General features: G+C 68.6%; 20 protein-coding genes and 1 pseudogene. 13 read left to right on the top strand and 8 right to left on the bottom strand.

The window, feature by feature from the left end; all coding sequences use genetic code 11:
* The first annotated feature begins 49 nt into the window (after nucleotides 1–49).
* Complete coding sequence (locus AB0F41_RS11835; protein ID WP_357422773.1) at nucleotides 50–247, top strand: antitoxin; 198 nt, start codon at nucleotides 50–52, stop codon at nucleotides 245–247.
* Between the two features lie 31 nt (nucleotides 248–278).
* Here the strand turns inward: AB0F41_RS11835 and AB0F41_RS11830 are convergent, their stop codons facing one another.
* Both AB0F41_RS11830 and AB0F41_RS11825 read right to left on the bottom strand, forming a co-directional pair.
* On the bottom strand, nucleotides 279–1,013 hold the full coding sequence (locus tag AB0F41_RS11830) for an energy-coupling factor transporter transmembrane protein EcfT (RefSeq protein ID WP_357422772.1): 735 nt from the start codon (nucleotides 1,011–1,013) through the stop codon (nucleotides 279–281).
* Nucleotides 1,010–3,127: an ATP-binding cassette domain-containing protein gene (locus tag AB0F41_RS11825; protein ID WP_357422793.1), complete on the bottom strand. Its 2,118-nt coding sequence runs from the start codon at nucleotides 3,125–3,127 to the stop codon at nucleotides 1,010–1,012. Before AB0F41_RS11825 ends, AB0F41_RS11830 begins: the two co-directional genes overlap by 4 nt.
* Before the next feature lie 143 nt (nucleotides 3,128–3,270).
* Here AB0F41_RS11825 and AB0F41_RS11820 point away from each other — a divergent pair, with 143 nt between their 5' ends.
* Nucleotides 3,271–4,206, top strand: a complete 936-nt coding sequence (locus AB0F41_RS11820) for a cation diffusion facilitator family transporter (RefSeq protein ID WP_357422792.1) — start codon at nucleotides 3,271–3,273, stop codon at nucleotides 4,204–4,206.
* A 45-nt stretch (nucleotides 4,207–4,251) separates the two neighbouring features.
* A complete protein-coding gene (locus tag AB0F41_RS11815; RefSeq protein ID WP_357422771.1) occupies nucleotides 4,252–5,304 on the top strand; it encodes an AraC family transcriptional regulator in 1,053 nt (350 codons plus the stop codon).
* Between the two features lie 7 nt (nucleotides 5,305–5,311).
* Here AB0F41_RS11815 and AB0F41_RS11810 read toward each other — a convergent pair whose 3' ends face one another.
* Together AB0F41_RS11810 and AB0F41_RS11805 are read right to left on the bottom strand one after the other, a co-directional pair.
* Nucleotides 5,312–6,088 carry a metallophosphoesterase gene (locus AB0F41_RS11810; RefSeq protein ID WP_357422770.1) on the bottom strand — a complete coding sequence of 259 codons (777 nt, stop codon included), beginning with the start codon at nucleotides 6,086–6,088 and terminating at the stop codon, nucleotides 5,312–5,314.
* Between the two features lie 71 nt (nucleotides 6,089–6,159).
* Entirely contained in the window at nucleotides 6,160–6,900 is a 741-nt protein-coding gene (locus AB0F41_RS11805) for an RNA pseudouridine synthase (protein WP_357422769.1), read from the bottom strand.
* Nucleotides 6,901–7,331: 431 nt separating this feature from the next.
* Here AB0F41_RS11805 and AB0F41_RS11800 point away from each other — a divergent pair.
* The 6 genes and pseudogenes from AB0F41_RS11800 to AB0F41_RS11775 all read left to right on the top strand — a co-directional run.
* A pseudogene (locus AB0F41_RS11800) lies at nucleotides 7,332–7,433 on the top strand (hypothetical protein); the annotation flags it as partial.
* A 47-nt stretch (nucleotides 7,434–7,480) separates the two neighbouring features.
* The gene (locus tag AB0F41_RS11795; RefSeq protein ID WP_357422768.1) at nucleotides 7,481–11,176 is read left to right on the top strand and encodes a nitrate reductase subunit alpha; all 3,696 of its coding nucleotides are present in this window, start codon (nucleotides 7,481–7,483) and stop codon (nucleotides 11,174–11,176) included.
* On the top strand, nucleotides 11,176–12,858 hold the full coding sequence (gene narH, locus AB0F41_RS11790) for a nitrate reductase subunit beta (RefSeq protein WP_357422767.1): 1,683 nt from the start codon (nucleotides 11,176–11,178) through the stop codon (nucleotides 12,856–12,858). The genes AB0F41_RS11795 and narH overlap by 1 nt, the downstream gene beginning before the upstream one ends.
* Complete coding sequence (narJ, locus tag AB0F41_RS11785) at nucleotides 12,855–13,559, top strand: nitrate reductase molybdenum cofactor assembly chaperone (protein WP_357422766.1); 705 nt, start codon at nucleotides 12,855–12,857, stop codon at nucleotides 13,557–13,559. The genes narH and narJ overlap by 4 nt, the downstream gene beginning before the upstream one ends.
* Complete coding sequence (gene narI, locus AB0F41_RS11780; protein ID WP_357422765.1) at nucleotides 13,556–14,332, top strand: respiratory nitrate reductase subunit gamma; 777 nt, start codon at nucleotides 13,556–13,558, stop codon at nucleotides 14,330–14,332. The genes narJ and narI overlap by 4 nt, the downstream gene beginning before the upstream one ends.
* Before the next feature lie 89 nt (nucleotides 14,333–14,421).
* Entirely contained in the window at nucleotides 14,422–15,588 is a 1,167-nt protein-coding gene (locus tag AB0F41_RS11775; RefSeq protein WP_357422764.1) for a thiolase family protein, read from the top strand.
* Between the two features lie 121 nt (nucleotides 15,589–15,709).
* Here the strand turns inward: AB0F41_RS11775 and AB0F41_RS11770 are convergent, their stop codons facing one another.
* Complete coding sequence (locus AB0F41_RS11770; RefSeq protein WP_357422763.1) at nucleotides 15,710–16,264, bottom strand: C40 family peptidase; 555 nt, start codon at nucleotides 16,262–16,264, stop codon at nucleotides 15,710–15,712.
* 244 nt (nucleotides 16,265–16,508) lie between these two features.
* Nucleotides 16,509–17,090 carry a helix-turn-helix transcriptional regulator gene (locus AB0F41_RS11765; protein WP_357422762.1) on the bottom strand — a complete coding sequence of 194 codons (582 nt, stop codon included), beginning with the start codon at nucleotides 17,088–17,090 and terminating at the stop codon, nucleotides 16,509–16,511.
* A 94-nt stretch (nucleotides 17,091–17,184) separates the two neighbouring features.
* Between AB0F41_RS11765 and AB0F41_RS11760 the strand changes: the two genes are divergently transcribed.
* The 4 genes from AB0F41_RS11760 to AB0F41_RS11745 all read left to right on the top strand — a co-directional run bounded on the left by AB0F41_RS11760 (nucleotide 17,185) and on the right by AB0F41_RS11745 (nucleotide 22,055).
* The gene (locus AB0F41_RS11760; RefSeq protein WP_357422761.1) at nucleotides 17,185–17,775 is read left to right on the top strand and encodes a class I SAM-dependent methyltransferase; all 591 of its coding nucleotides are present in this window, start codon (nucleotides 17,185–17,187) and stop codon (nucleotides 17,773–17,775) included.
* Between the two features lie 179 nt (nucleotides 17,776–17,954).
* Complete coding sequence (locus tag AB0F41_RS11755) at nucleotides 17,955–20,465, top strand: CocE/NonD family hydrolase (protein WP_357422760.1); 2,511 nt, start codon at nucleotides 17,955–17,957, stop codon at nucleotides 20,463–20,465.
* A gap of 94 nt (nucleotides 20,466–20,559) precedes the next feature.
* Nucleotides 20,560–21,564 (top strand): adenylate/guanylate cyclase domain-containing protein, encoded by a 1,005-nt coding sequence (locus tag AB0F41_RS11750; RefSeq protein WP_357422759.1) that lies wholly within the window; start codon nucleotides 20,560–20,562, stop codon nucleotides 21,562–21,564.
* A 203-nt stretch (nucleotides 21,565–21,767) separates the two neighbouring features.
* Entirely contained in the window at nucleotides 21,768–22,055 is a 288-nt protein-coding gene (locus AB0F41_RS11745) for a DUF1330 domain-containing protein (RefSeq protein WP_357422791.1), read from the top strand.
* A gap of 10 nt (nucleotides 22,056–22,065) precedes the next feature.
* Here the strand turns inward: AB0F41_RS11745 and AB0F41_RS11740 are convergent, their stop codons facing one another.
* Complete coding sequence (locus AB0F41_RS11740; RefSeq protein ID WP_357422758.1) at nucleotides 22,066–22,392, bottom strand: SHOCT domain-containing protein; 327 nt, start codon at nucleotides 22,390–22,392, stop codon at nucleotides 22,066–22,068.
* Between the two features lie 13 nt (nucleotides 22,393–22,405).
* On the bottom strand, nucleotides 22,406–22,825 hold the full coding sequence (locus tag AB0F41_RS11735; protein ID WP_357422757.1) for a DUF6325 family protein: 420 nt from the start codon (nucleotides 22,823–22,825) through the stop codon (nucleotides 22,406–22,408).
* Between the last annotated feature and the right edge of the window lie 133 nt (nucleotides 22,826–22,958).

The raw sequence follows: 22,958 nt of genomic DNA, 5'->3' as shown, positions 1-22,958 counted from the left end.
CCGCTGGGTACTGTGGAGCGGGGCCAGTGGGTTCGAGCGAGGAGCGGCAATGGATTTCAAGGGTTTGGCGAACAAGGCACTGGGCCTGGCCCGGAAGAACGCCGGCAAAGTGGATCCGCTGATCGAGAAGGTCGGTGACGCGGTGGACAAGAAGACCGGCGGTAAATACGCGAGCCAGGTCGACAAGGCGCAGGAAGCCGCCCGTAAGGCGGTCCGCGATCAGGGCCACGGCCAGGGGCACAGGTAACCGCTGACCCGGTCGGCCCCGGCCGACCGGGTTACAGCAGGAGTTCCAGCGTCAGCGCACCGGCGCAGACCGCGATCACCACGGCCAGTGCGATCGCGTCGGTGCGGCCCGGTGCGCCCGGGCGCGCGGTGAGCTGTCCGGTGCCGCCGCGGGCGGTGATCGCCTCGCCCAGTTCTCCGGCGCGGCGGGTGGATACCGCCATCGCGGCGGTGAGGATATCGATCACCGGATCGGTGGTGCGATGCAGCAGATCGGGTTTCGGTCGCAGCCGCCGGGCCGCGCGCAGGATCCGGATCTCCTCGAGCAGCAGTGGCAGGCCGCGCAGCGTCAGCGCCACCACCACCGCCAGTTCGTCCACCGGGACCCGCAGTTTCCGCAGCGGCCGGCCGAGAGTGGCCAGCGCGGGCGCGATCTCGCTCATCGGGGTGGTCCAGGCGATCAGCATGGAGGCCGAGATGAGGATCAGCCCGAACGTCACCACCTGCGCGTAGCGCAGCAGCGCCGCCCCACCGACGGGTGCGGCCAGCACGGCGCCGAGTGCGATCAGCAACCAGAACGCCCAGGGCAGCCGCGGCAGAACGCCCAGTGGCAGCCGGGCGACGACGCCGATCACGATCAGGAAGACGATCATGATGCCGAGAATCGGCCAGCTCGGCAGGACCATCAGCAGCAGGCTGATCAGGAAGACCCCGATCATCTTGGTGCCCGCCCACAGCCGGTGTACCGGGCTGGCCACCGGAACCTGTCGCAGCAGTACGGTGCTCATCGCGAACCTCCGCCTTCCATACCCGGGGCATCGCCGCCGCGGAGCCCCCACGCCGGGCCCGGCGTGGGATGAGGGGCCGATCCCGGTGGGCCGACCGGTGGGATGGGGGCGGTGTCGGCGTCCCGTTCGCGGACCGGTACCCGGGTGGTCTCGGTTTCCGGGATCCGCCCGGCCCGCAGCTGGACGGTCCGATCGCAGATGGCCGCCACATCCTCCACATCGTGAGAGATGACGATCAGCGTCAGTCCCGAATCGCGTAACCGGGCCAGCAGTTCGACGATATCGGCGCGGCCTTCCGGGTCGAGCCCGGCCAGGGGTTCGTCCAGGACCACCACCTGGGGATTGCTCGCGACGATGGCCGCCAGCACCACCCGCTTCGCCTGGCCGCCGCTGAGTTCCTCGATGGACCGCGTGGTCAGCGAGCGGTCCAGGCCGACCGCGTCCAGGGCTTTGCCCACCGTGCCCGATCCGGTGCCCTCGCCGCCCCAGTCGGCCACTTCCTCGCCCACGGTATGACGCTGTAGTTGCAGCCGGGAATGCTGGAAAGCCAGTTCCACGCGGCCGATCTGCTTACCTACCGGTTTGCCGGCGAGTTCGCATTTCCCGGAGCTGGGCGTGATGAGCCCGGCCATGATCCAGGCCAGCGTCGATTTCCCGGACCCGTTCCCGCCGACCACCAGCAGGGCTTCACCGCGTCGCACCGCGAGGTCGACCCCGTGCAGCGCGGCCGCCTCCCACGGGGTGCCGCGGTTGTAGGTGTGCCGGACCCCGCGCAGTTCCAGCAGGGTGTCGCCCATGGGCCTGCGGCGCTCGGCGGCGGCGGGTTTGGGCCAGGCGGGCAGATGGCCGACGGTATGGCCGCCCGCCAGATGGATCACCCGGTCGGCGGCGTGGGCGTCGGCCTCGTGATGGGTCACCAGAACCACCGCCATGGCGTGCCGGCGCGGTAGTTGCGCGAGCAGGGCCACCAGTTCGCGGCGGCCGTCGGGGTCGATCATCGAGGTGGCCTCGTCGGCGATGAGCAGGGCCGGGCGCCGGGCCAGGGCCGCCGCGACCGCCAGCCGCTGCTGCTGGCCGCCGGAGAGTGCGGCGGTCTCCTTCCCGCCCATTCCCGCGAGTCCGACCTCGTTCAGCAGGCCGTCGATATCCACCTGCGCCGCGAGCCCGGCGGGCAGGCCCCAGACCACATCGTCGGCCACCAGCACGCCCAGGGTCTGGCTTTCCGGGCGTTGCAGGACCAGTGCGGTGCCACCCAGGTGGCCGAGCCCGGCCGAACCCGGGCGGTCGACGGTGCCGGTGGTCGGCGGCAGGCCGGCGAGCAGGCGGGTGAGGGTCGATTTACCGGATCCGTTGTGGCCGACCACCGCGACGAATTCGCCCATCTCGACCCGGAGGTCGATTCCGGTGAGGGCGTCGGTGGTCGCGCCCGGGTAGCGGTATCCGGCGGCCCGCAGGGTGACCGGAAGCGGCTCGATCGGCCGGTTGTCGGCGGGCGCGTCCAGCCGGTCGCTGCCGGGTAGCCAGGTGAGGCGGTCCAGCACCGATCCGAGGACGAACCAGGACACCAGCGCCGTGAGGACCGTGCCGAACAGTACGGTTCCGCCGATGTAGACCCACCACCAGTCCAGCACCACTTCGGCGATGTCCAGCACCCCGCGGCCCAGTGGGGCGAGCTGCGCCTGCCGGGAGGTGAGTTCGGCGAATCCGGTCGCCGTGTTGCGGACCGTATCGAAGAGCAATTCGCGGGTCGCGGAGAAGGCGAGCAGGAATCCGACCGATACCGCGCTCCACGCGATACCGGCGAGGACCGAGAGCCCGGTGACCGCGATGAGGCCGCCGTCGCGGCGTCTGACCGCGCCCACGATGCCGCCGATGGTGGCCGTCGCGACCATCGCCATGGCCGCGGTGAGTCCGGCGGCGACGAAGGTGACGAGGGCGGCCGATACCGAGGCGACGAGGACCGCGCGGAATCGGTAGCGATGGGCGAGCAGGCCCATCGGGACGGCCGCGACCAGTTGTAGCGCGGCGGCGAAGGGCACCAGGGCGCCCACGGTGACCAGGCCGACGGTGACGCCGCCGAGTACCGCGCCGGTCGCGAGCTCGATCGGGCGCAACGCGGCGCCGCCGGGCGGATCGCCCGGGCCGTCGGAATATCGGCCGGGTTCCCCGAGGTGGGTGGTTGCGGGCTGGTCACTCACGAAATCAAGTCTGCCAGTCCGGCGGTGAGAGTCGAATCGAAGGTGTTGCAAGCATGCGCATGGACGCATATGTTGTTCGGGTGGGACATGATCATACGCATTCGGTATCACCGGAGAGCGCCTCCGGGAAGTACGTCGGACGGCTCGGTCTGGCACTCGCCATCGGCGCCGGATTCATGCTGATCGAACTGGCGGTCGCGCTGGTCACCGGTTCGCTGGCATTACTTTCGGACGCGGCGCATATGCTCACCGACGTCGTCGGCATCGGTATGGCGCTCTCGGCGATCATGCTGGCGCGAAATACCCGGCCCAGCTACACCCGTACCTTCGGCTACTACCGGGCCGAGGTGATGGCGGCCCTGGCGAACGCGATTCTGCTCTTCGGCGTGGCGGGCTACGTCCTGATCGAGGCGGTACGCCGGTTCGGCGAGCCGCCCGAGGTCCCCGGTGGTCCGGTGCTCATCGCCGGTGGGATCGGCCTGCTCGCCAATATCGTGTCGTTCCTGCTGCTGCGTCGTGGCGCCGAGGAGAGCCTGAACGTCCGCGGGGCCTATCTCGAAGTGCTCGCCGATATGGTTGGGTCCTTCGGCGTGTTGCTCTCGGCGGCGATCACCCTGACCACGGGCTGGTACTACGCCGACATGATCGTCGGCGTCGCGATCGGGGTCTGGGTACTGCCCCGTAGTTACCTGCTGGCCCGCCGTTCCTTGCGCATCTTGTTCCAGCACAGTCCGGAAGAGGTCGACGTGGAACAGGTCGCGGCCGAACTGGGGGCCGTACCCGGGGTCTGCGATGTGCATGATCTGCATGTCTGGACGCTGACCTCCGGGATGGAGGTGGCCTCCGCGCATATCACCACCACCGGGACCGATTCCGGCGACGAGATCCTGCGGGCCTGTCAGCAGCTGCTGGCCGAGCGCCACCACATCCGGCACGCCACCCTGCAGATCGAGACCACCGACACCGCGCGCCGCTGCGCCCAGCTGTCCTGGTAGTGACCGGGTAGCGGGCCAATCGAGATATTCGGCCATAATGACGGCATGGTGCAGCGTCCGTCGATCCGGGACTGGGATTTCCCGCGTGGTGTCGCCAGCGTGGCGCTGATGGCCGGCTACGGGGCCGAACACGGCGTCCCGGTGGCGTCGCTGCTGCGCGGCACCGATCTCACCGAGCCCCGGCTCCACGATCCCGACACCCAGATCGACGCACATACCGAACTCACGGTGGTACGCAACCTGGTGCACGAACTCGACCGGCCCGGAATGGGTATCGAGATCGGCCGCCGGTACCGCATCACCACCTTCGGCATCTTCGGATTCGCCTGTGTCAGCAGTCCCACCCTCGCCGAGGCCATCGACTTCGCGCTGCGCTACCTGGAACTGAGCTTCACCTTCTGCCTCCCGGTGACCCAGTGGGAGGAGGGCGAGTTCATCGGCCGCATCGACGACGAAGCCGTACCCGCCGATGTCCGGCAGTTCCTGGTGGAACGCGATGTCACGGCCATGCACCAGGTGATGAGCGATCTACTGGGTCGCCACCTGGCCCTGCTGCGCGCCGAATTCCGCTTCCCCGAACCGTCCTACGCCGACCTCATCGCCGAGGTCACGGTGGCCCCGCCGCGCTTCGGGCGGCCGGAGAACCTGGTCGCGATCGATCCCGCGATTCTCGACCGGCCCCTCCCACAGGCCAACGAGCACACCCTCGCCATCTGCCTGGCCCAATGCCGCGATCTGGTGCACCGGCGCCGGGCCCGCACCGGGATCGCCGCCGAGGTGCGGGCGCGTCTGGTGCCCCGTGGCGGTACGGACGGTTTCACCGCGCCCCCCGGTATCGACGCGGTGGCCGCCGATCTGAACATGAGCACCCGTACGCTGCGGCGTCATCTCGACGCCACCGGCACCAGCTACCGCGCGCTGCTGGACGAAGTGCGCCGGGCCCTCGCGGAGGAGATGCTGACCGCCACACCGCTCTCGGTCAGCGATGTGGCGATCCGGCTCGGGTACGCGGAAGCGTCCACGTTCATCTACGCGTTCAAACGCTGGACCGGCGGCACTCCCGCGGCCTACCGCCGCATCCGGGCCGGTAGGTACTGACCGGGCCTCAGCGCGGGGTACCGATCCAGCCGCCCATCGGCACACTCCGGAAATGCGTGATGAGGTGGTGGTCGTCGTCGATCACATGCAGCGCGACCGCCGGATCCGGTGCGTAGTCCATCACCCGCTCCGGTGGCGCCAGCTCCCATTCGCCACCCAATACCGAGGCGGTGCTGGGGCCGATCAGCAGCGGCCGTCCGGCGAAGGTCCCGGCGCCCGAGGTATGCGCGTGCCCGGTGAGCGTCGCGATCACCCGCGGATCACCGGCTATCACCGCCGCCAGCCGTTCCGGTTCGGTCAGCGCGATGGGATCGACGATCGGACTGTGCAGGAAGACCGGCGGGTGGTGCAGGGCGACCAGTACGGCGTCGTGCTCCGGGGTCGCGGCCAGGGTCGCGTCCAGCCAGGCATAGGTCCCATCGGTCAGGTGCCCGCCCGACTGCCCCGGAACACTGGAATCGAGCAGGATCACACTGAGACCCGCCATCCGGTGCACCTGGTTCACCGGTTCGTCCGAGGGCGGTGCGGCCAGCAGCACTTCCCGGAACGCGGCGCGTTCGTCGTGGTTACCGGGAATGGCCAGCACCGGCAGATCGGCCTGGAGCGCCACCCTGGCCTCGGCGTACTGCTCTGGTTTGCCCGAATCGGTGATATCGCCGGTCACCAGGATCAGATCGGGCCGCCGCCGCAGATCGGCGAGATAGGCCATGACCCGTTGCGCGCGTTCGGCGTTACGGGTCCCGAGGTCGAAATGGGTATCGCTGACCTGAGCCACCAGGATCACAAGGCCAGCTTAGGGCAGACCGGCGGGTGGGTGGCCGCCGGTATGAGGGAGGCCACGCGGGGCCCGCCGGATCAGGCGGGCAGAGCTTTCGGTGGGTGGGGCAGGGGCGCCCAGAAGGCATCGTCGGGTGGCGCCTCCAGGTCCAGGCGGCCGTCCGGGCGCCAGTCGGCGGTGAGCCGCAGCCGCCAGGAGTGCAGGTGGGTGCGCGGGTGGCCGCCGGAGCGGTCGAACAGGGGGTCGCCCAGGATCTCGTGGCCGATCCAGGCCAGGTGGACGCGCAACTGATGGCGGCGGCCGCTGCGCGGGTGCAGAGCCAGCACGGTGAGATCGCGGTGGCGGTCCACCACGGCGAACTCCGTGAGCGAGGGGTAGTTCTTGGTCTTCAGCAGATCGGCCTCGGCGACCGACCACTGATCGCCGGTGCGGTGGATGGCCTCGCGCGGGGCGGCGATCCGGACCCGGTTCTTCCGTCCCACGCTCAGCGGCAGGTCGATCGTGCCGTGGTCGGGCAGCGGCGTCTCGCCGGCCGCGACGACGGCCAGATACGTTTTCTGCGCCGTCTGCTTGGTGAACTGGCGGGTGAGCTGTCCGTGCGCGGACAATTGTTTGGCCAGCAGCACCGAACCGGAGGTGACCTTGTCGATCCGGTGCACGGGGTAGAGCGTCTCGCCCGCGGCCTCGGCGGCGGTCACGATATCGATATCGTGCCGTTCCCCGGTGACCGAGATCCCGGCGGGTTTGTTCAGCGCCAGGATCGCCTCGTCCTCCGCGAGTCGGCATCGGGCGCGTAGGTCGGGCCAGTCGATATCCACCGGTCGAGCCTAGGCGTACGAAACACCCGGGAACCCGGATGGCCGCCGACTCCGCCGCGCTGGGGGCACAATGACGTCGGAACGGCTACCGGCCGGATCGCATCCCGAACCGCCGGTGGCCGGTGCTATCGCAATACGGGGGCCGGCGCGTATCACCGCCCGGCCGCGCGAGACCGAAGGTACGCCCGTCGAGCGGGTTGTGGTGGGCCCCGGCCCAGCGGGCGCAGACGCCATACCGGATCGACGCCCTGGGAGTGCTGGTGCCCGCTTCGACTCCGCTGAGCATCGCCGCGACCGGCGATCGTGTCGCGGCCGTCGGCCGCACGCTCATGCTGATCGTGCTCACCGTGGGCTTCGCGCTGAACTTCTGCGATGCTCCGGGTCGCCCCCCGCCCGCCGCATCGATGACGGGCCGCCTGGCCCGGACTGTGCGGCTACCCGCGACCTGGACGGCCTCGGCGCTGTACGCGGTGGCGTTCGGCGGATTCGTGGCGTTCTCGGTGTACCTGCCGTCCTCTCTGCGCACGGCCTATGACCTCTCCGGTGAACGCAGCCCCCGGTGAACGCAGAAGGAGTACCGATGCCCGAACCCCGCCACCGCTCCGGCGGCGCGCGGCTCGACGACGAACTGACCGATGCCCTGGTGGGCACGCGCCGATTCTTCACCCGCGCCGAGGTATCGCCGGATCGGCGGGTGCTGTACGAGAAGGGTGGGCGGCAGGCCGAGGAGTTCTACCGGGATCGTCGGAGTCACGACAGGGTGGTGCGGTCCACGCACGGCGTGAACTGCACGGGATCGTGTTCGTGGAAGATCTACGTCGAGGACGGGATCATCACCTGGGAGACCCAGCAGACCGACTATCCGTCGGTGGGCCCGGACAAACCCGAGTACGAACCACGCGGCTGCCCACGCGGCGCGGCGTTCTCCTGGTACACCTACTCGCCCACCCGGGTGCGGTACCCCTACGTGCGGGGTGTGCTGCTGCGGATGTACCGGGAGGCGAAGGAGGCCACCGGCGACCCGGTACGCGCCTGGGCGTCGATCGTGGAGGACCCCGAATCGGCCGCGCGGTACAAATCGGCGCGCGGTAAAGGCGGACTGGTCCGCGCCACCTGGGACGAGGCGACCGAGATGATCGCGGCCGCCCATGTGCACACCATCGCCCGCTACGGTCCGGACCGGATCGCGGGTTTCTCGCCGACTCCGGCGATGTCGATGGTTTCGCATGCCTCCGGGTCGCGGTTCGTCTCGCTGCTGGGCGGCGCGATGCTGTCGTTCTACGACTGGTACGCCGATCTGCCGGTGGCCGCGCCGCAGGTGTTCGGTGACCAGACCGATGTGCCGGAATCGGGGGACTGGTGGGACGCCGGCTATCTGATCATGTGGGGTGCCAACCTGCCGGTGACCCGTACCCCCGACGCACATTGGATGGCCGAGGCCCGCTACCGGGGGCAGAAGGTCGTCGCGGTATCCCCGGACTACGCCGACAATGTGAAATTCGCCGACGAATGGCTGGCTCCGCATCCCGGGACCGACGGTGCGCTGGCGATGGCGATGGGGCATGTGGTGCTGCGGGAATTCTTCGTCGACCGGGAGGTCCCGTATTTCACGACCTATATCCGTCAGTTCACGGATCTGCCGTTCCTGGTGCGGGTGGAGGAGACCGGGACGGGATATGTACCGGGCAAATTCCTGACCGCCGCCGATATCGAGGAGTTCGCCGATACCGAGAACGCCGCGTTCAAGACCGTGCTGCTGGACGCCGACGGCACCGCGGTGGTTCCGAACGGTTCGCTCGGCTACCGCTACGGCGAAACCGGCAAGGGCAGCTGGAATCTCGATCTCGACGGTGCGCGCCCGCTGCTGACGATGTTCGGCGGCGAGTCGGTCACCGTCGTGCTGCCGCGTTTCGACAACCCGGTCGGCGACGATGTGACCGTCGAGCGCGGGGTACCGGCCCGCCGGGTGCACGGGCATCTGGTCACCACCGTTTTCGATCTGCTGCTGGCCCAGTACGGTGTGCGGCGCGAGGGTATGCCGGGGACCTGGCCACTCGATTACGACGACCCCTCCCAGCCGTGCACCCCGGCCTGGCAGGAATCGATCACCGGTGTCCCGGCGGCGACCGCGCTGCGGATAGCCCGGGAGTTCGCGTCCAACGCCGAGGACAGCAACGGCCGTTCGATGATCATCATGGGCGCCGGAACCAATCACTGGTTCCATTCCGACACCATCTACCGTGCCTTCCTCACGCTCACCACGCTCACCGGCTGCCAGGGTGTGAACGGGGGCGGCTGGGCGCACTATGTGGGTCAGGAGAAATGCCGCCCGGTCACCGGGTGGACGCAACTGGCCTCCGCGCTGGACTGGTCGCGCCCGCCGCGGCAGATGATCCAGACTGCCTACTGGTATCTGCATTCCGACCAGTTCCGCTACGACTGGTTCGGCGCCGATAAGCTCTCGGCCGCGCAGACCGGCGGCCGGTTGGCGGGTATGACCACCGCCGATGTCATCGCGCAGGCCGCCCGGCTGGGCTGGATGCCCTCCTACCCGACTTTCGACCGCAACCCGCTCGACCTCACCGAGGCCGCCGAGGCCGCGGGCGGATCGCTGGCGGGTTATGTGGTGTCGGAGTTGCGGGCGGGCCGGATGCGTTTCGCCTGTGAGGATCCCGACGCGCCGGAGAACTTCCCCCGCGTACTGAGTGTGTGGCGGGCCGATCCGCTGGGTTCCTCGGCCCAGGGCAACGAGTATTTCCTGGAACATCTGCTGGGCACCGAATCGTCGCTGCGCGCCTCGCAGACCCCGGCCGGCGCCCGCCCCCGCGATGTGGTGTGGCGGCCGGACGCGCCGCGCGGCAAACTCGATCTGCTGCTGACCCTGGATTTCCGGATGACCGGCACCACCCTGTTCTCCGATATCGTGCTGCCCGCGGCGACCTGGTACGAGAAGCACGACCTGAATACCACCGATATGCACCCGTTCGTGCATTCGTTCAATCCCGCGATCGCCCCGCCCTGGCAGACCCGCACCGACTGGGACGCCTTCCAGGCCATCGCCGAGAAGTTCAGCGAACTGGCCGGCCCGCGCCTGGGGGTGCGCAAGGATGTGGTCGCGGTGCCGCTGCTGCACGACACCCCCGACGAAATGGCCACCCCGCACGGGCGGGTGCTCGACTGGAAACCCGGGGACACCGAACCGATCCCGGGTCTCACCATGCCGAAACTGGTGGTGGTGGAACGCGATTACGGTGCGATCGCGGCCAAGATGCGGGCCCTCGGCCCGCTGGCGGAGAAACTCGGTGCCACCACCAAGGGCGTCACCTACGATCTCGGCCCCGAAGTCGAATATCTGCGGCACAAGAACGGCACGGAGCGCGGGGGAGTGGCCGACGGGCGGCCGTCGTTGCGGCGCGGAATCCAGGCCTGCGAGGCCATTCTGGCGCTGTCGGGCACCACCAACGGCCGCCTCGCCACGGAGGGTTTCCGGGCCCTGGAGCAGCGCACGGGGGTCCGGCTGGCGGACCTGGCCGCCGAACACGAGGGCAAACGCACCACTTTCGCCGATACCCGGTCCGCACCTGTTCCGGTGATCACCTCGCCGGAGTGGTCGGGGTCGGCAACCGGTGGGCGCCGCTATTCACCGTTCACCATCAATATCGAGCGCCGCAAACCCTGGCACACCCTCACCGGACGTCAGCATTTCTACCTGGACCACGACTGGATGGCCGAACTCGGTGAAGGGCTGCCGGTATACCGGCCGCCGTTGAATATGGCCGCGCTCTTCGGTGAGCCGCTACTCGGTTCCACGAGCGAACTCGGGGTGACCGTCCGCTATCTCACTCCGCACAGCAAATGGTCCATCCACTCCGAACATCAGGACAACCCCTTGATGTCGAGCCTCTCCCGGGGCGGGCCGACCATCTGGATATCGCCGCGGGACGCGGCGACGATCGGGGTCGCCGACAACGAATGGGTGGAGGCGGTCAACCGCAACGGCGTCGTGGTGGCACGGGCGGTGGTCTCGCACCGGATGCCCGCGGGCACCGTGTACATGTACCACGCGCAGGATCGCCTGATCGACGTGCCGATCAGTGAGACCTCCGGTAAGCGCGGCGGTAGCCACAATTCGCTGACCCGGCTGCTCATCAAACCCAGCCATTTGATCGGCGGCTACGCCCAGCTCAGTTTCGCGTTCAACTATCTCGGCCCCACCGGTAATCAACGCGACGAGGTGACCGTGATCCGTCGTCGCAGCCAGGAGGTGACCTACTGATGCGCGTGATGGCCCAGATGGCGATGGTGATGAACCTCGACAAATGCATCGGCTGCCACACCTGTTCGGTCACCTGCAAACAGGCGTGGACGAACCGGTCCGGCGTCGAATACGTGTGGTTCAACAATGTGGAAACCCGGCCGGGTCAGGGGTATCCGCGCACCTACGAGGATCAGGAGAAATGGCGCGGCGGCTGGGTCCGCAACCGGAAGGGCCGGCTCGAACTCAAAGGCGGCGGCCGGCTGCGCACATTGTTCACGATCTTCAGCAATCCGATCCTGCCCGAGCTGAGCGACTACTACGAGCCCTGGACCTACGACTACGAGACTCTCACCGCCGCGCCCGCCCAGCGGCATACTCCGGTGGCCCGGCCGAAATCGCTGATCACCGGTAAGGATACGAAAATCGAATGGTCGGCGAACTGGGACGACGATCTCGGCGGCGCACCGGAATTCGGTGATCGAGACCCGCTGCTGGGCAAACTCGCCGAGAAGGTGCGCTTCGAATTCGAGCAGACCTTCATGTTCTACCTGCCGCGGATCTGCGAACACTGTCTCAATCCGTCGTGCGCGGCCGCCTGCCCGTCCGGCGCGATCTACAAACGCAGTGAGGACGGGATCGTCCTGGTCGACCAGGACCGCTGCCGCGGCTGGCGGATGTGTGTCTCCGGGTGCCCTTACAAGAAGGTGTATTTCAATCACCGCACCGGTAAGGCCGAGAAATGCACCTTCTGTTTTCCGCGCGTGGAAGCGGGCCTGCCCACCGTATGCGCGGAAACCTGCGTGGGCCGGCTGCGCTATATCGGTCTGGTGCTCTACGACGCCGACAAGGTGCTCGAAGCCGCGTCCACCCCGGACGAACAGGGGCTCTACCAGGCGCAGCGGGAGGTGTTCCTCGACCCGGCCGATCCCGAGGTGCGGCGGGAAGCCGAGCGTTCGGGCATTCCCCGGGACTGGATCGAGGCCGCCGACCGGTCACCGATCTACGCCCTGATCAACACCTATCGGGTCGCGCTGCCGCTGCATCCGGAATACCGGACGCTGCCGATGGTCTGGTACATCCCGCCGTTGTCGCCGGTGGTCGATATCGTCCGCGATACCGGTCATGATGCCGAGGACCACGGCAATCTGTTCGCCGCCATCGAGGCCCTGCGTATTCCGGTGGACTATCTCGCGCAGTTGTTCACCGCCGGTGATCCCGCCCCCGTCACCGCCGTACTGCGCAAGCTCGCCGCGATGCGCAGCTATATGCGCGATATCAACCTCGGCCGCGAACCGCGGGAGGATATCGCCGAATCCGCCGGAATGACCGGCGCGGAGATCTACGACATGTTCCGGTTGCTCGCGCTGGCCAAATACGACGAGCGCTATGTCATCCCGCCCGCGTACGCCGAACAGGCCCACGGTCTGGAGGAACTGGCCACCGAATGCAGCCTCGACTACGAGGGCGGTCCGGGAATGACGGGTTCGGGGCCCTTCGGGGAAGCCTCGGGCGGGGCGTCGCCGATCGCGGTGGAGAACTTCGGGATGCTGCGCGATCGGCAGACCGCGGACGCCTCCGCCGCCGTCGGCGGGCGCGGCGGCCGGGCGAACCTGCTCAACTGGGACGGCCGGGCCCACGACGGTCTCTTCCCGCCACCCCATGATGAGCCGGATACCGCCGAGCCGGAGGCGCGGTCGTGAAGGCCGCGGCGAAGCTCGACCCGGCGGCCCGCGCGGCGGCCTGGCAGATGCAGTCGGTGCTGCTGGGGTACCCGGACGAAACGCTGTGGCGCAACCTCGGTCTGCTGGGCCGGGTGGCGGCCACCCTTCCGGCCCCGGTCGGTGCCCCGCTGGGCCGCTTCCTCGGCCATGCGCGAACCAGCTCGGTATTCGAGCTCGCCGCCGAATACGTCGCGACCTTCGATCACCGCAAACGGTTCAGCCCCTATCTCACCTATTTCGCCTACGGTGACACCCGGAAACGGGGGGTGGCGCTGCTGCGTTTCAAAGAGCTGTACCGGGCCGCCGGGCTGAACCTTTCCGACGACGAACTGCCCGACCATCTCTGTGTGGTGCTGGAATTCGCCGCCTCCGGGCACGCCGATACGGGTCTGCGCCTGCTCACCGACCACCGCGCCGGTCTCGAGGTGATGCGCCGCGGTCTGCGGGAGACCGGTTCGCCCTGGGCCGACGTTCTCGACTCGGTGACCGCGACCCTGCCCGGCCTCGGTGGCCGGGAGCAGGACGCGGTCGCGCGGCTCATCGCCGAGGGGCCGCCGGAGGAGGAAGTCGGCCTGGCGCCCTTCGCTCCGCCGCAGTATCTGCCCGATCCGGTCGTTGCCGTCCCCGGATCCCGGCCCGCCCCGCCGGAGGCAGGGCAGATGAGCGACGGAGTGCGATGATCACCACCGTTCACGTGGCGGCGACCGCCTTCCAGGCCGCGGGAGCCGGTGGAATCGATGCCTTCGACGTCCTGCTGTGGGTGGCGCTGCCCTACGCGTCCACGGCGACGTTCCTGGTGGGTCACTACTGGCGCTACCGCCACGACAGATTCGGCTGGACCACCCGTTCCTCGCAGCTGTACGAGAACAGGCTGCTCCGGCTGGGCAGTCCCCTGTTCCACTACGGGATCCTGCTCGTGTTCGTGGGACATGTGATGGGTCTGCTGATCCCCGAATCCTGGACCGCGGACGCCGGGATCAGCGAATCGGTGTATCAGGCGTTCTCGGTGGGGGTGGGTGTGATGGCGGGCGCCGCCACCGTCGCCGGCGCCGCCATCCTGATCTACCGCCGGCGCACCATCGGACCGGTGTTCTCGGCGACCACCCGTAACGACAAGATCATGTACGTGCTGCTGGCCGGCACGCTGCTGCTCGGGTTCGGCACCACGGTGCTCAGCAATGCCGACAATCATCCGCACGACTACCGCCAGACGGTCTCGCCCTGGTTCCGCTCGATTCTCACCTTCCGCCCCGATACCGACCTGATCCTGGCCGCCCCCCTGGGTTTCCAGCTCCATGTGATCGCCGCCTGGCTGCTGTTCGCCTTCTGGCCGTTCACCCGCCTGGTGCACGTGTTCTCGATGCCGCTGGGTTATCTGACCCGCCCCTACATCGTCTATCGCAGCCGGGACGAGGGGCCGGGACCGCGGCGCGGGAGGGAGCGGGTGCGGTAGACGCCTGGCTCCGGGATGCGAATCCGTGTTAACTTAATATCGAACGGTCATTAACTTGACCGGCCGGAACAAGCATTTCAGGAGGGGCTATGCAGTCCGCCGTCATCGTCGATGTGGTTCGCACGCCGTCCGGTAAGGGCAAGGTGGGTGGCGGGTTGTCCGCGGTGCATCCGGCGACCCTGCTCGCCGGGGTACTCACCACGCTGCGCGAACGCAACGATCTGGACCCGGCCCTGGTCGACGACGTGATCGGCGGCTGTGTCACGCAGAGCGGGGAGCAGGCGTTCAATATCTCCCGCACCGCTGTGCTCGCCGCCGGTTTCCCCGAATCCGTGCCCGCCACCACCGTGGACCGGCAGTGCGGCTCCAGCCAGCAGGCCGCGCATTTCGCCGCCCAGGGCGTGATGTCGGGGGCCTACGATCTCGCCATCGCCTGCGGTGTGGAGTCGATGAGCCGGGTGCCCATGTTCTCCAACGCGCAGGGGCAGGACGCCAACCGCGGCCCGATCGCGCACCGGTATCCCGAGGGTCTGGTGCAGCAGGGGATCGCCGCGGAGATCCTGGCCGCCCGCTGGAAGTTCGACCGTGCCACCCTGGACGCGTTCGCGGCGCGTTCGCATCGGCTGGCGGCCGAGACCGCGGCGGCCGGCGGATTCGACAACGAACTGGTGGCCGCCGGTGAGCTCACCGCCGACGAGACCATCCGGGCCGGGTCCACGCCGGAGAAGCTGGCGGGCCTGAAACCGGCGTTCGCCGACGAGCAGTACACGCGGCGGTTCCCGGAGATCGAATGGTCCATCACGCCGGGAAACTCCTCGCCGCTCACCGACGGTGCGTCCGCGGCGCTCATCATGAGCGAGCAGATGGCGGGCCGGCTGGGGCTGCGGCCACGGGCGCGGTTCCATTCCTTCGCGGTGGTCGGCGACGATCCGCTGCTCATGCTCACCGCCCCCGTTCCGGCGTCGAAGAAGGTGCTGGACCGAGCCGGTCTGACCATCGACGATATCGACGCCTACGAGGTCAACGAGGCGTTCGCGCCGGTGCCGCTGGTCTGGCAGCACGAACTGAACGCCGATCCGGAGAAACTGAACCCGCGCGGCGGGGCGATCGCGCTCGGGCATCCGCTGGGCGCCTCCGGTGTGCGGATCCTGGCCACCATGGTCAACCATCTCGAGCAGACCGGCGGCCGGTACGCCCTGCAGACCATGTGCGAGGCGGGTGGACTGGCGAACGCCACCATCATCGAGCGTCTCTGACCGGCATATACGGATACACCGCCCCGGCGAACGATCCGGGGCGGTGTATCCGGTGCGCCGTGGGCCCGTGGCTGTGGTTCGGGCTTGCTACCGGTCCCTGGGGCCACGACGCGGGCCCGTGTCAGAAGCGTCGTACTCCGACCACGGGCGAATACGACATCGGAGAGATTTCCACCGTCGACGTCGCGGCGTGGATCACCTGACCTTCCCCGGCATACAGGGCGGAATGTCCGCCACCGCTGTAGGAGATCACATCGCCGACACGTAGTTGATCCAGTGGAACGGGTGTCCCGGCGGAGAGCTGGGACCAGCTGGTGCGCGGCACCTGGATGCCGGCCTGCCGGTATGCCCACTGCACCAGCCCCGAACAGTCGAAGCTGTTGGGTCCGGTGCCGCCGGTGACATAGGGCGCCCCGAGTTTGCTGCGGGCCGCCGCGACCGCGAGGTCGCCGCCGGTGGCCGGGGCGGGGGCGGTCTGTGGGATGGGAGGGAGGCCGAAACCGGGGAACCCGGCCGGCAACGGGAGTTGATCGGGGATTTCGAAGGTGCCGAGGCCGGGCACGCTGACCGGTTTGGCCTGGGCGGGTGCGGGAGTGATTGTTCCGAGAATGGCGCCGGCCGCGGCGGCGAAAATGGCCAATGCGGCACAGCGCTGACGTATCGGTACAGAATCCATAATTGCGGTCCTCCGTGCTCAGGTCGAGAGCCGGTGGATCGCAAAAACTTTCACCGCGGCGTCGCGGTGGATATTCACCGACTGCTCGAACAGCGTTGGAAATACACCACAGCTATATGTCGGTCCTGCAAACCCGGGAAGCCATATTTCGCGTTATCGCGCGCTGATTCGGAAACGACACGGCCGCCCGCGATAACGAAGCGGTAACTATCAACGTTTTCCCAGCGTACGGGTGGTGCCGAAATTACGACGGGCGATACCGCGCCTTGATGTGGAACCGTTCCCCCTGCGGCCCGTAGATGCTCAGATACTCCACCGGATTCTCGTCGGCGTTGCCGAACCAGTGCGGGAGGTGGGTATCGAATTCGGCCACCTCGCCCGGCATCAGGGTCATATCCCGGTCGCCCAGAATCAGCCGGAGTTTGCCGTTGAGCACGTAGAGCCAGTGGTAGCCCTCGTGGGTGCGGGGATCGGGTTCGGCGGAGGCGCGGCCGGAGAGGATCTGTTTGTAGGCCTGCAGGCCGCCGGGTTTGCGGGTCAGCGGGATGAAGGTCTGGCCGCCCCGGGTGACGGGCCGGGTGTGGACGCGCGGATCGCCGGTCTCGGGCGCGTCGACGAGTTCGTCCAGCGGAATGTGATGCGCCTTGGCCAGTGGAAGCAGAAGTTCGAGGCTCGGTTTGCGCTGGCCGGACTCCAGGCGCGACAGGGTGCTCACCGGGATTCCGGTGACCTCGGAGAGTGCCGCCAGCGTGGTGCCGTTGCGACGCCGCAGGTCGCGCAGGCGCGGGCCTATCGCGTTGATGACATCGCCGAACTCCGGATTCATCCCTCTATTGCAGATATGGCAAATAAATTTGTCAAGTTGCCCGATGGTGCGGATCCTGGGTGGCGACCCCTCGACCACAACAGGAGAAACAGGCATGGACCAGCAGTTCTGGGATGATATGTACAGCGAGAACGGGCAGAAGTTCAGCGGCCTCCCCAATGACGCGCTGGTCGCGGAGGTCACCGGGATGACCCCCGGCCGGGTGCTGGACCTCGGGTGCGGTGAGGGCGCCGATGCGTACTGGCTCGCGGAGCAGGGCTGGCAGGTGACCGCCGTGGATATCTCGCAGGTGGCGCTGGACCGCGCTGCGGCCGGGCATCCGGAGATCACCTGGAAGCGCGCCGACATCACCACCGACCCGCTGCCGGCGGGTTCGTTCGATCTGGTCTCGGCGCATTACTTCCCGATCGAGCACGAAACGGAGCACGTCACCGTGCGCGGTCTGCTCGACGCCGTGGCACCGGGCGGCACGTTGCTGTTCGTCAGCCACGACCCGGCCGAATTCCCGCCGCCGCACGAGCACGAGCACCATTTCGACCCGTACGCCTTCTATGCGCCCGCCGAGATCCGCGCACTTCTCGGTGACGGCTGGACCGTCGAGGTCGACGATCGCCGCGACCGCAACCGCCCGGCCGCCGCCCATCAGATCAAGGATCTGGTCCTGCGGGCCCGGCGCGCGGCCTGAACCCGGTTCCGGCGGGCGGCTTTTCGCCGCCGCCCGCCGAACCTCCCGCGTGATCGCCGGTCCCGCCGGAACTCTCGTTCCGGCGGGACTGCGCGTCGGAACCGGATTCGGCAAGAGCATGTTGCTATCGTCAGCGGCACCTGTGCGCGAAACCGGAACCACGAGGTGGAGGTTTTTTCATGCGGCTGTACCGGGTTCACGGGATCGCGGCCGCGTCCGCGGGCACCGTGATGGTCCTGACCGCCGTGCTGATCCTGGTGTTACCCGGCCACCGGCCGGTGCACCGCGACACCACTCCCGCCGTCTCCCCGGCCGAGATGGCCAAGCAGTGGACCGATACCCATGACGGCCCGCAGCCCTACCCCGAGGTGCATATCGACAAAGATGTGCACCTCACCATGAGCGACGGGGTGGTGCTCAAGGCCGATGTGTACCGGCCCGCCCACGCCGGCGATCAGGTGGAGACGAAACCGCTGCCCACCATCGTCACGATGACGCCGTATTCGAAGATGATGAGCAACCTCATCGATTCGGCGATGAACAATGCCGAGGCGCAGCGCTTCACCATGGATCTGGTGCGCCGGATCAACCTGTCCGGCACGCCGATCAGCGGATTCGAGGATCTGCTGCACGCGCTGGACGGCGGCACCGTGGCCACCGTGCTGGGGCTGGACCGCAAACTGGTGCACGCCGGATACACCGTGGTCTCGGTGGATGTCCGCGGTACCGGTCAGTCGCAGGGGTTGTGGGACACCCTGGGGGCGCGGGAGCAGCTCGATACCCGCGAGGTCATCGAATGGTCGGCGGCGCAGCCGTGGTCCAACGGCCGGGTTGCCATGAGCGGCGGCTCGTATTCCGGGATCAACCAGTTGCGGGCCGCCGAGAACGCCCCGAAACCGTTGCAGGCCATCTTCCCGGTCGAACCGGGCAGTGATCTCATGCGCGATGTGGTGGCGCCGGGCGGCGGTGTGGGGGTGACCTTCCTGCCGCTGTGGCTCAACCAGGTGAATCAGGCCAAACTCATGCCGGATTTCCAGGCGATTCTCAACGGCACCTTCGATTGGCAGTGGCTGCGCGACAGATTGGCCGACCCCGCGACGAACTACGATCTGCTCGCCCAGTCGCTGCTCACCCCGTCGCTGCGGGATATGCCGCCGACGCTGGCCGCCGCGCTGGACGACGACAGTCCGTTCCGGCAGGGGATCATGGGGCAGCCGGAGAAGATCACCGTTCCCACCTTCGTCTACGGCGGCTGGCACGATATCTTCGCCAACAGCGCGACCACCCTCTACAACGACATTCCGCTGCCGCCGGGCCGTAAGCAGCTCCTCATCGGCGATACCTATCACGCCAACCCCGGCGCGGGCACCGGAACCCCGGGTTCGCCCCCGCGGCTGGACGTCCTGCAGCGGGCGTGGTTCGACCACTGGCTCAAGGACATCGACAACGGCATCACCGGATACGGGCCGGTGATCGTCTGGGAACAGGGCGGCGGCTGGGTCGTGCTGAAGGAATTCCCGCAGCCCGGTATGACCCACCGGCGGGTGTATCTGTCCGCCGACCCCAGCGGTTCGACCGACGCCAGCCTGCACGACGGGTCGCTGGTCCCCGAACCGGGGGCGAAGGACCAACTGACAGTGGCCCCGGGTCTGTCGACGGTGTGCTCGCGCGATACCGCGCAGGGGTCGGCCGGTCTGGCGGCCGTGATCGACGCGTGCGCCAAGGATTCCCGGATCGCCGAACTCGGGGCGCTCACCTTCACCACTGCCCCGGTGGCCGAACGGACGGTGCTGTCCGGTCCGATCAATGTGCATCTGAACACCGTGCACGACGCCTCCGACGGCTACTGGAGTGTCACGGTCAACGATGTGGCGCCCGACGGCGCCTCCAAGGTGCTGAGCACCGGCCAGCTCACCGCGTCGCTGCGGGCCGTCGACGAATCGCGCAGCACTCGCTCGCCGAACGGCGACCTCACCGCCCCGCACAATCCGATCACTCTGGACAGTGTGCTGCCGGTGAGCCCGGGGGAGCCGGTGGCGCTCGATATCGCGGTCATTCCCACCCAGGCGGCCCTCGAACCGGGGCACCGGCTGCGGTTGGACGTCTTCGCCGCCAACGCGCCCAAAGCGCTGGCCTTCCGGCCGATGCTCAACGACACCGAGCTCAAACCGCAGCATCTGGCGCTGGACCCCGCCGCGCCGAGCTTCATCAACCTCCCGACCGACCGCCCGCTGTTCCCCGAGCCGGTCCCCGCGCCCGAGCAGGCGCGGGAACCGCAGCCGACTCCGGGATCGCGGCCCGGCCGGGTGCCGGAGGCGCAGCCCGCACCCGGATCGCAGCCCGCCTCGACCACGCAGCCCGCCTCGACCACGCGACCCGCCCCCGGAGTCGCGGAGCCGTCGGCCACCACAACCGAGCCGACGACCACACCGTCCGCTCCGGTCCCGGATCCTCGGGAGGCGCAGGCCCCCGCGCCCGCGTCGCCGTTCGCCGAAACGCCCGCCCCGGCCTCGCCACCCGCGCACACCACCTCGTCCCCGCGTCCGGAGACACCGAGCCCGCAACCGGCCCAGGCGCCCGCGCCGCGTCCCACCACGCCCCCGGTCGCGCCGCGCGTCACCGTGCGGCCCGTCGAACCGCCCGCCGAGATCCCGGTACCCGATGCGGGCCCGGTCGCGGCGGCACGGTAGCGCGCCCCGGTTGCCGCGCCGGGCATGACGAGGATCACTGCCCGATACGCCGGGGTCGCCCTCCGGGGACCGGACGCGTCGTAAGGTTTCGGCCATGGTGTCGCAGGACAGGTCCGAGCTGGTGCGCGCGGCGGCGGAGGAGCATCTGCTCTCCGGCAGCCGCCGCTACAACCGTCTGGAGGTGGCCGAACTGGCCGGGGTCACCCCGGCGGTGGCGCGGCGGCTGTGGGTCTCGCTGGGCTTCCCGTCCAGCGACAGCGACGACGCCCGCGACTACACCGATGCCGATATCACCGCCATCCACCGGTTCAAGGAGGTCGGGGCCCTGGCGAACGCCGATATCCGGCAGCAGGCCGCGACGGCGCGCACCATCGGCCAGACCCTGGCGCGTCTCGCCGAATGGCAGGTCGATCTGGTCGTGAAGGAGATCGACCGGCGGATCGCCGCCGCGGATCCCGCCGACGATCCCGACGAAGTCGTCCGCGTCGCCACCTCCGAGACGGTGGAACTGATCGAAACGCTGCTCTCCTATGCGTGGCGGCGGCACCTCGACGCGGCGCTCACCCGGCAACTGGGCGAAACCGGCCCCACCCACGATTCGACCAGAACCCTGGCCGTCGGCTTCGCCGATATGGTCGGCTACACCCGCCTCACCCGCCATCTGCACCCCGACGAGCTGTCCACGCTGCTGGAGGCGTTCGAATCCACCACCACCGCCGCGATCGCCGAGAACGGCGGCTGGGTGATCAAGAACGTCGGTGACGAAGTGATGTTCGCCGCCGAATCGCCGGCCGTGGCGGCGCGGATCGCCCTGGAGATCCAGGAGTCCACGATGACCGTGGGCACCACACCGGAACTGCGGGTCGCGCTCGCCTACGGTCCCGTTCTGCAGCGGTTCGGCGATCTGTACGGGTCCACGGTCAACATGGCCTCGCGGCTGACCGGTGTCGCCCGGCCGGGCACGATCCTGGTCGACGACGGCGCCGCGGCCGAGCTCGAGGGTGATGCGGAGTTCAGCATCAAGAACCTGCGCAGCGTGCGCGTCCGGGGATTCAACCGCCTGCGCCCCCACCTGCTGCGCCGCAACGGGAGATTTTGACCGCGGGGCCCACTGCGGGGCGTGGCTACGCTGTGGACGTGACGTCGGTGGGGGCGCTCGCCGTGCCGGCTGTCGCGCACAGGTCCGGAGAGATCGCGGTTCCAAGTTTCAGCATATGAGATTTCCACAACCGTAAACGGCGCTATGGGTATGGTCGTCGGGGAGCCGGCAGCGGCTCATCTGTGTGTGTGAAGGAGACCAGGATGGCCAAGGGCTATGTCATCGTGACCGAGTCGATCAAAGACCCGGCGGGGATGGCCGAGTACGGCAAGGCGGCGGCGAAGGCGATGGCCAAGGGCGTCACCGTGCTGGCGGTCGATACCAAGCCCCAGGTCCTCGAAGGGGAATGGCCGGCCACCCAGACGGTGGTGCTGGAATTCGAATCGCCCGAGGCGGCCCGGGCCTGGTACGAGTCCGAGGAGTACCAGGCGGCGATCCCGCTGCGCCAGGCGGCCGCGGACTGCAACGCAGTGATCGTCAACGGCCTGTAGCCGTCCGCGGTCAGCTCAGCAGCTGCGCCTTGGCGGCGGCGAACTCCTCGTCCGAGAGCGCGCCGGACTGGTGCAGCTGCCCGAGTTTCTCCAGTTTGGCGACCATATCGTCCTCGCCCGGCGCGGGTGCGGCCTGCGGTGGCGGCGCGTACTGCTGCGGTGGCGGCGCCGCGTAGGCCTCCTGCTGCTGGGCGTAGGCCTGTTGTTCGGCATTGCGCCGCTGGGCGCGCCGGTCGAATGCGTTGGTGGTGGCGCGTGCCGTCCCGGCCACGACCGCCGTACGGGCCATCGTGCCGAGCAGACCCGGCCGTCCTACCCGCCCTCCTCGAAAGACCATGAGGCTTCCTCTCTCAGGATGCGGCGAGCGCCGCGTCCACGGCGTCGCGCGGAATCTGCACGTGCAGGGCCAGTTCGCCGCCCGCCTCGGCGATGGTCGCGCCCAGGCGACGGGCCCAGGTCTGCTCGTAGACCACCACGACCGCCGAGGTTCCCGGCTCGATGGTTTCCCGGACGATCTCGAGATCGGCGTCGCTCACCAGGCCGCGGGGGTCGACCGACAGACCTTCGAGCCCGACGTCCTGCAGCGGTTCGTCCACCTCGAGCTGCACGACATCTCCGGCGTCGGTCTTCGAGAGGTAGATCAGGTCGATGATGGTCGCGTCACCGTTGTCCACCACCTCGCGCAGCGCGCCGACCACCGAAGGCGCGACCCGGTTACCGGGAAAGGCCAGCACGGCCAGTTCGACGGGGCCCAAGCGCTCATTCGTCATACCCGCCACCCTCCGCCCGCGACCGCCGCGTCGCATCATCCGATTCGGGTGAAACCGCGGCGGCCCGGTCCGCTCACCCGATCCGGGTGAAGTGCCCGTGACGCGAGCGCACAAGAGTCGTCACCGCGGCCGG

Source organism: Nocardia sp. NPDC024068, from assembly GCF_040638875.1.
GTDB lineage: Bacteria > Actinomycetota > Actinomycetes > Mycobacteriales > Mycobacteriaceae > Nocardia.
This window is presented reverse-complemented; position numbering and strand designations above follow the sequence as displayed.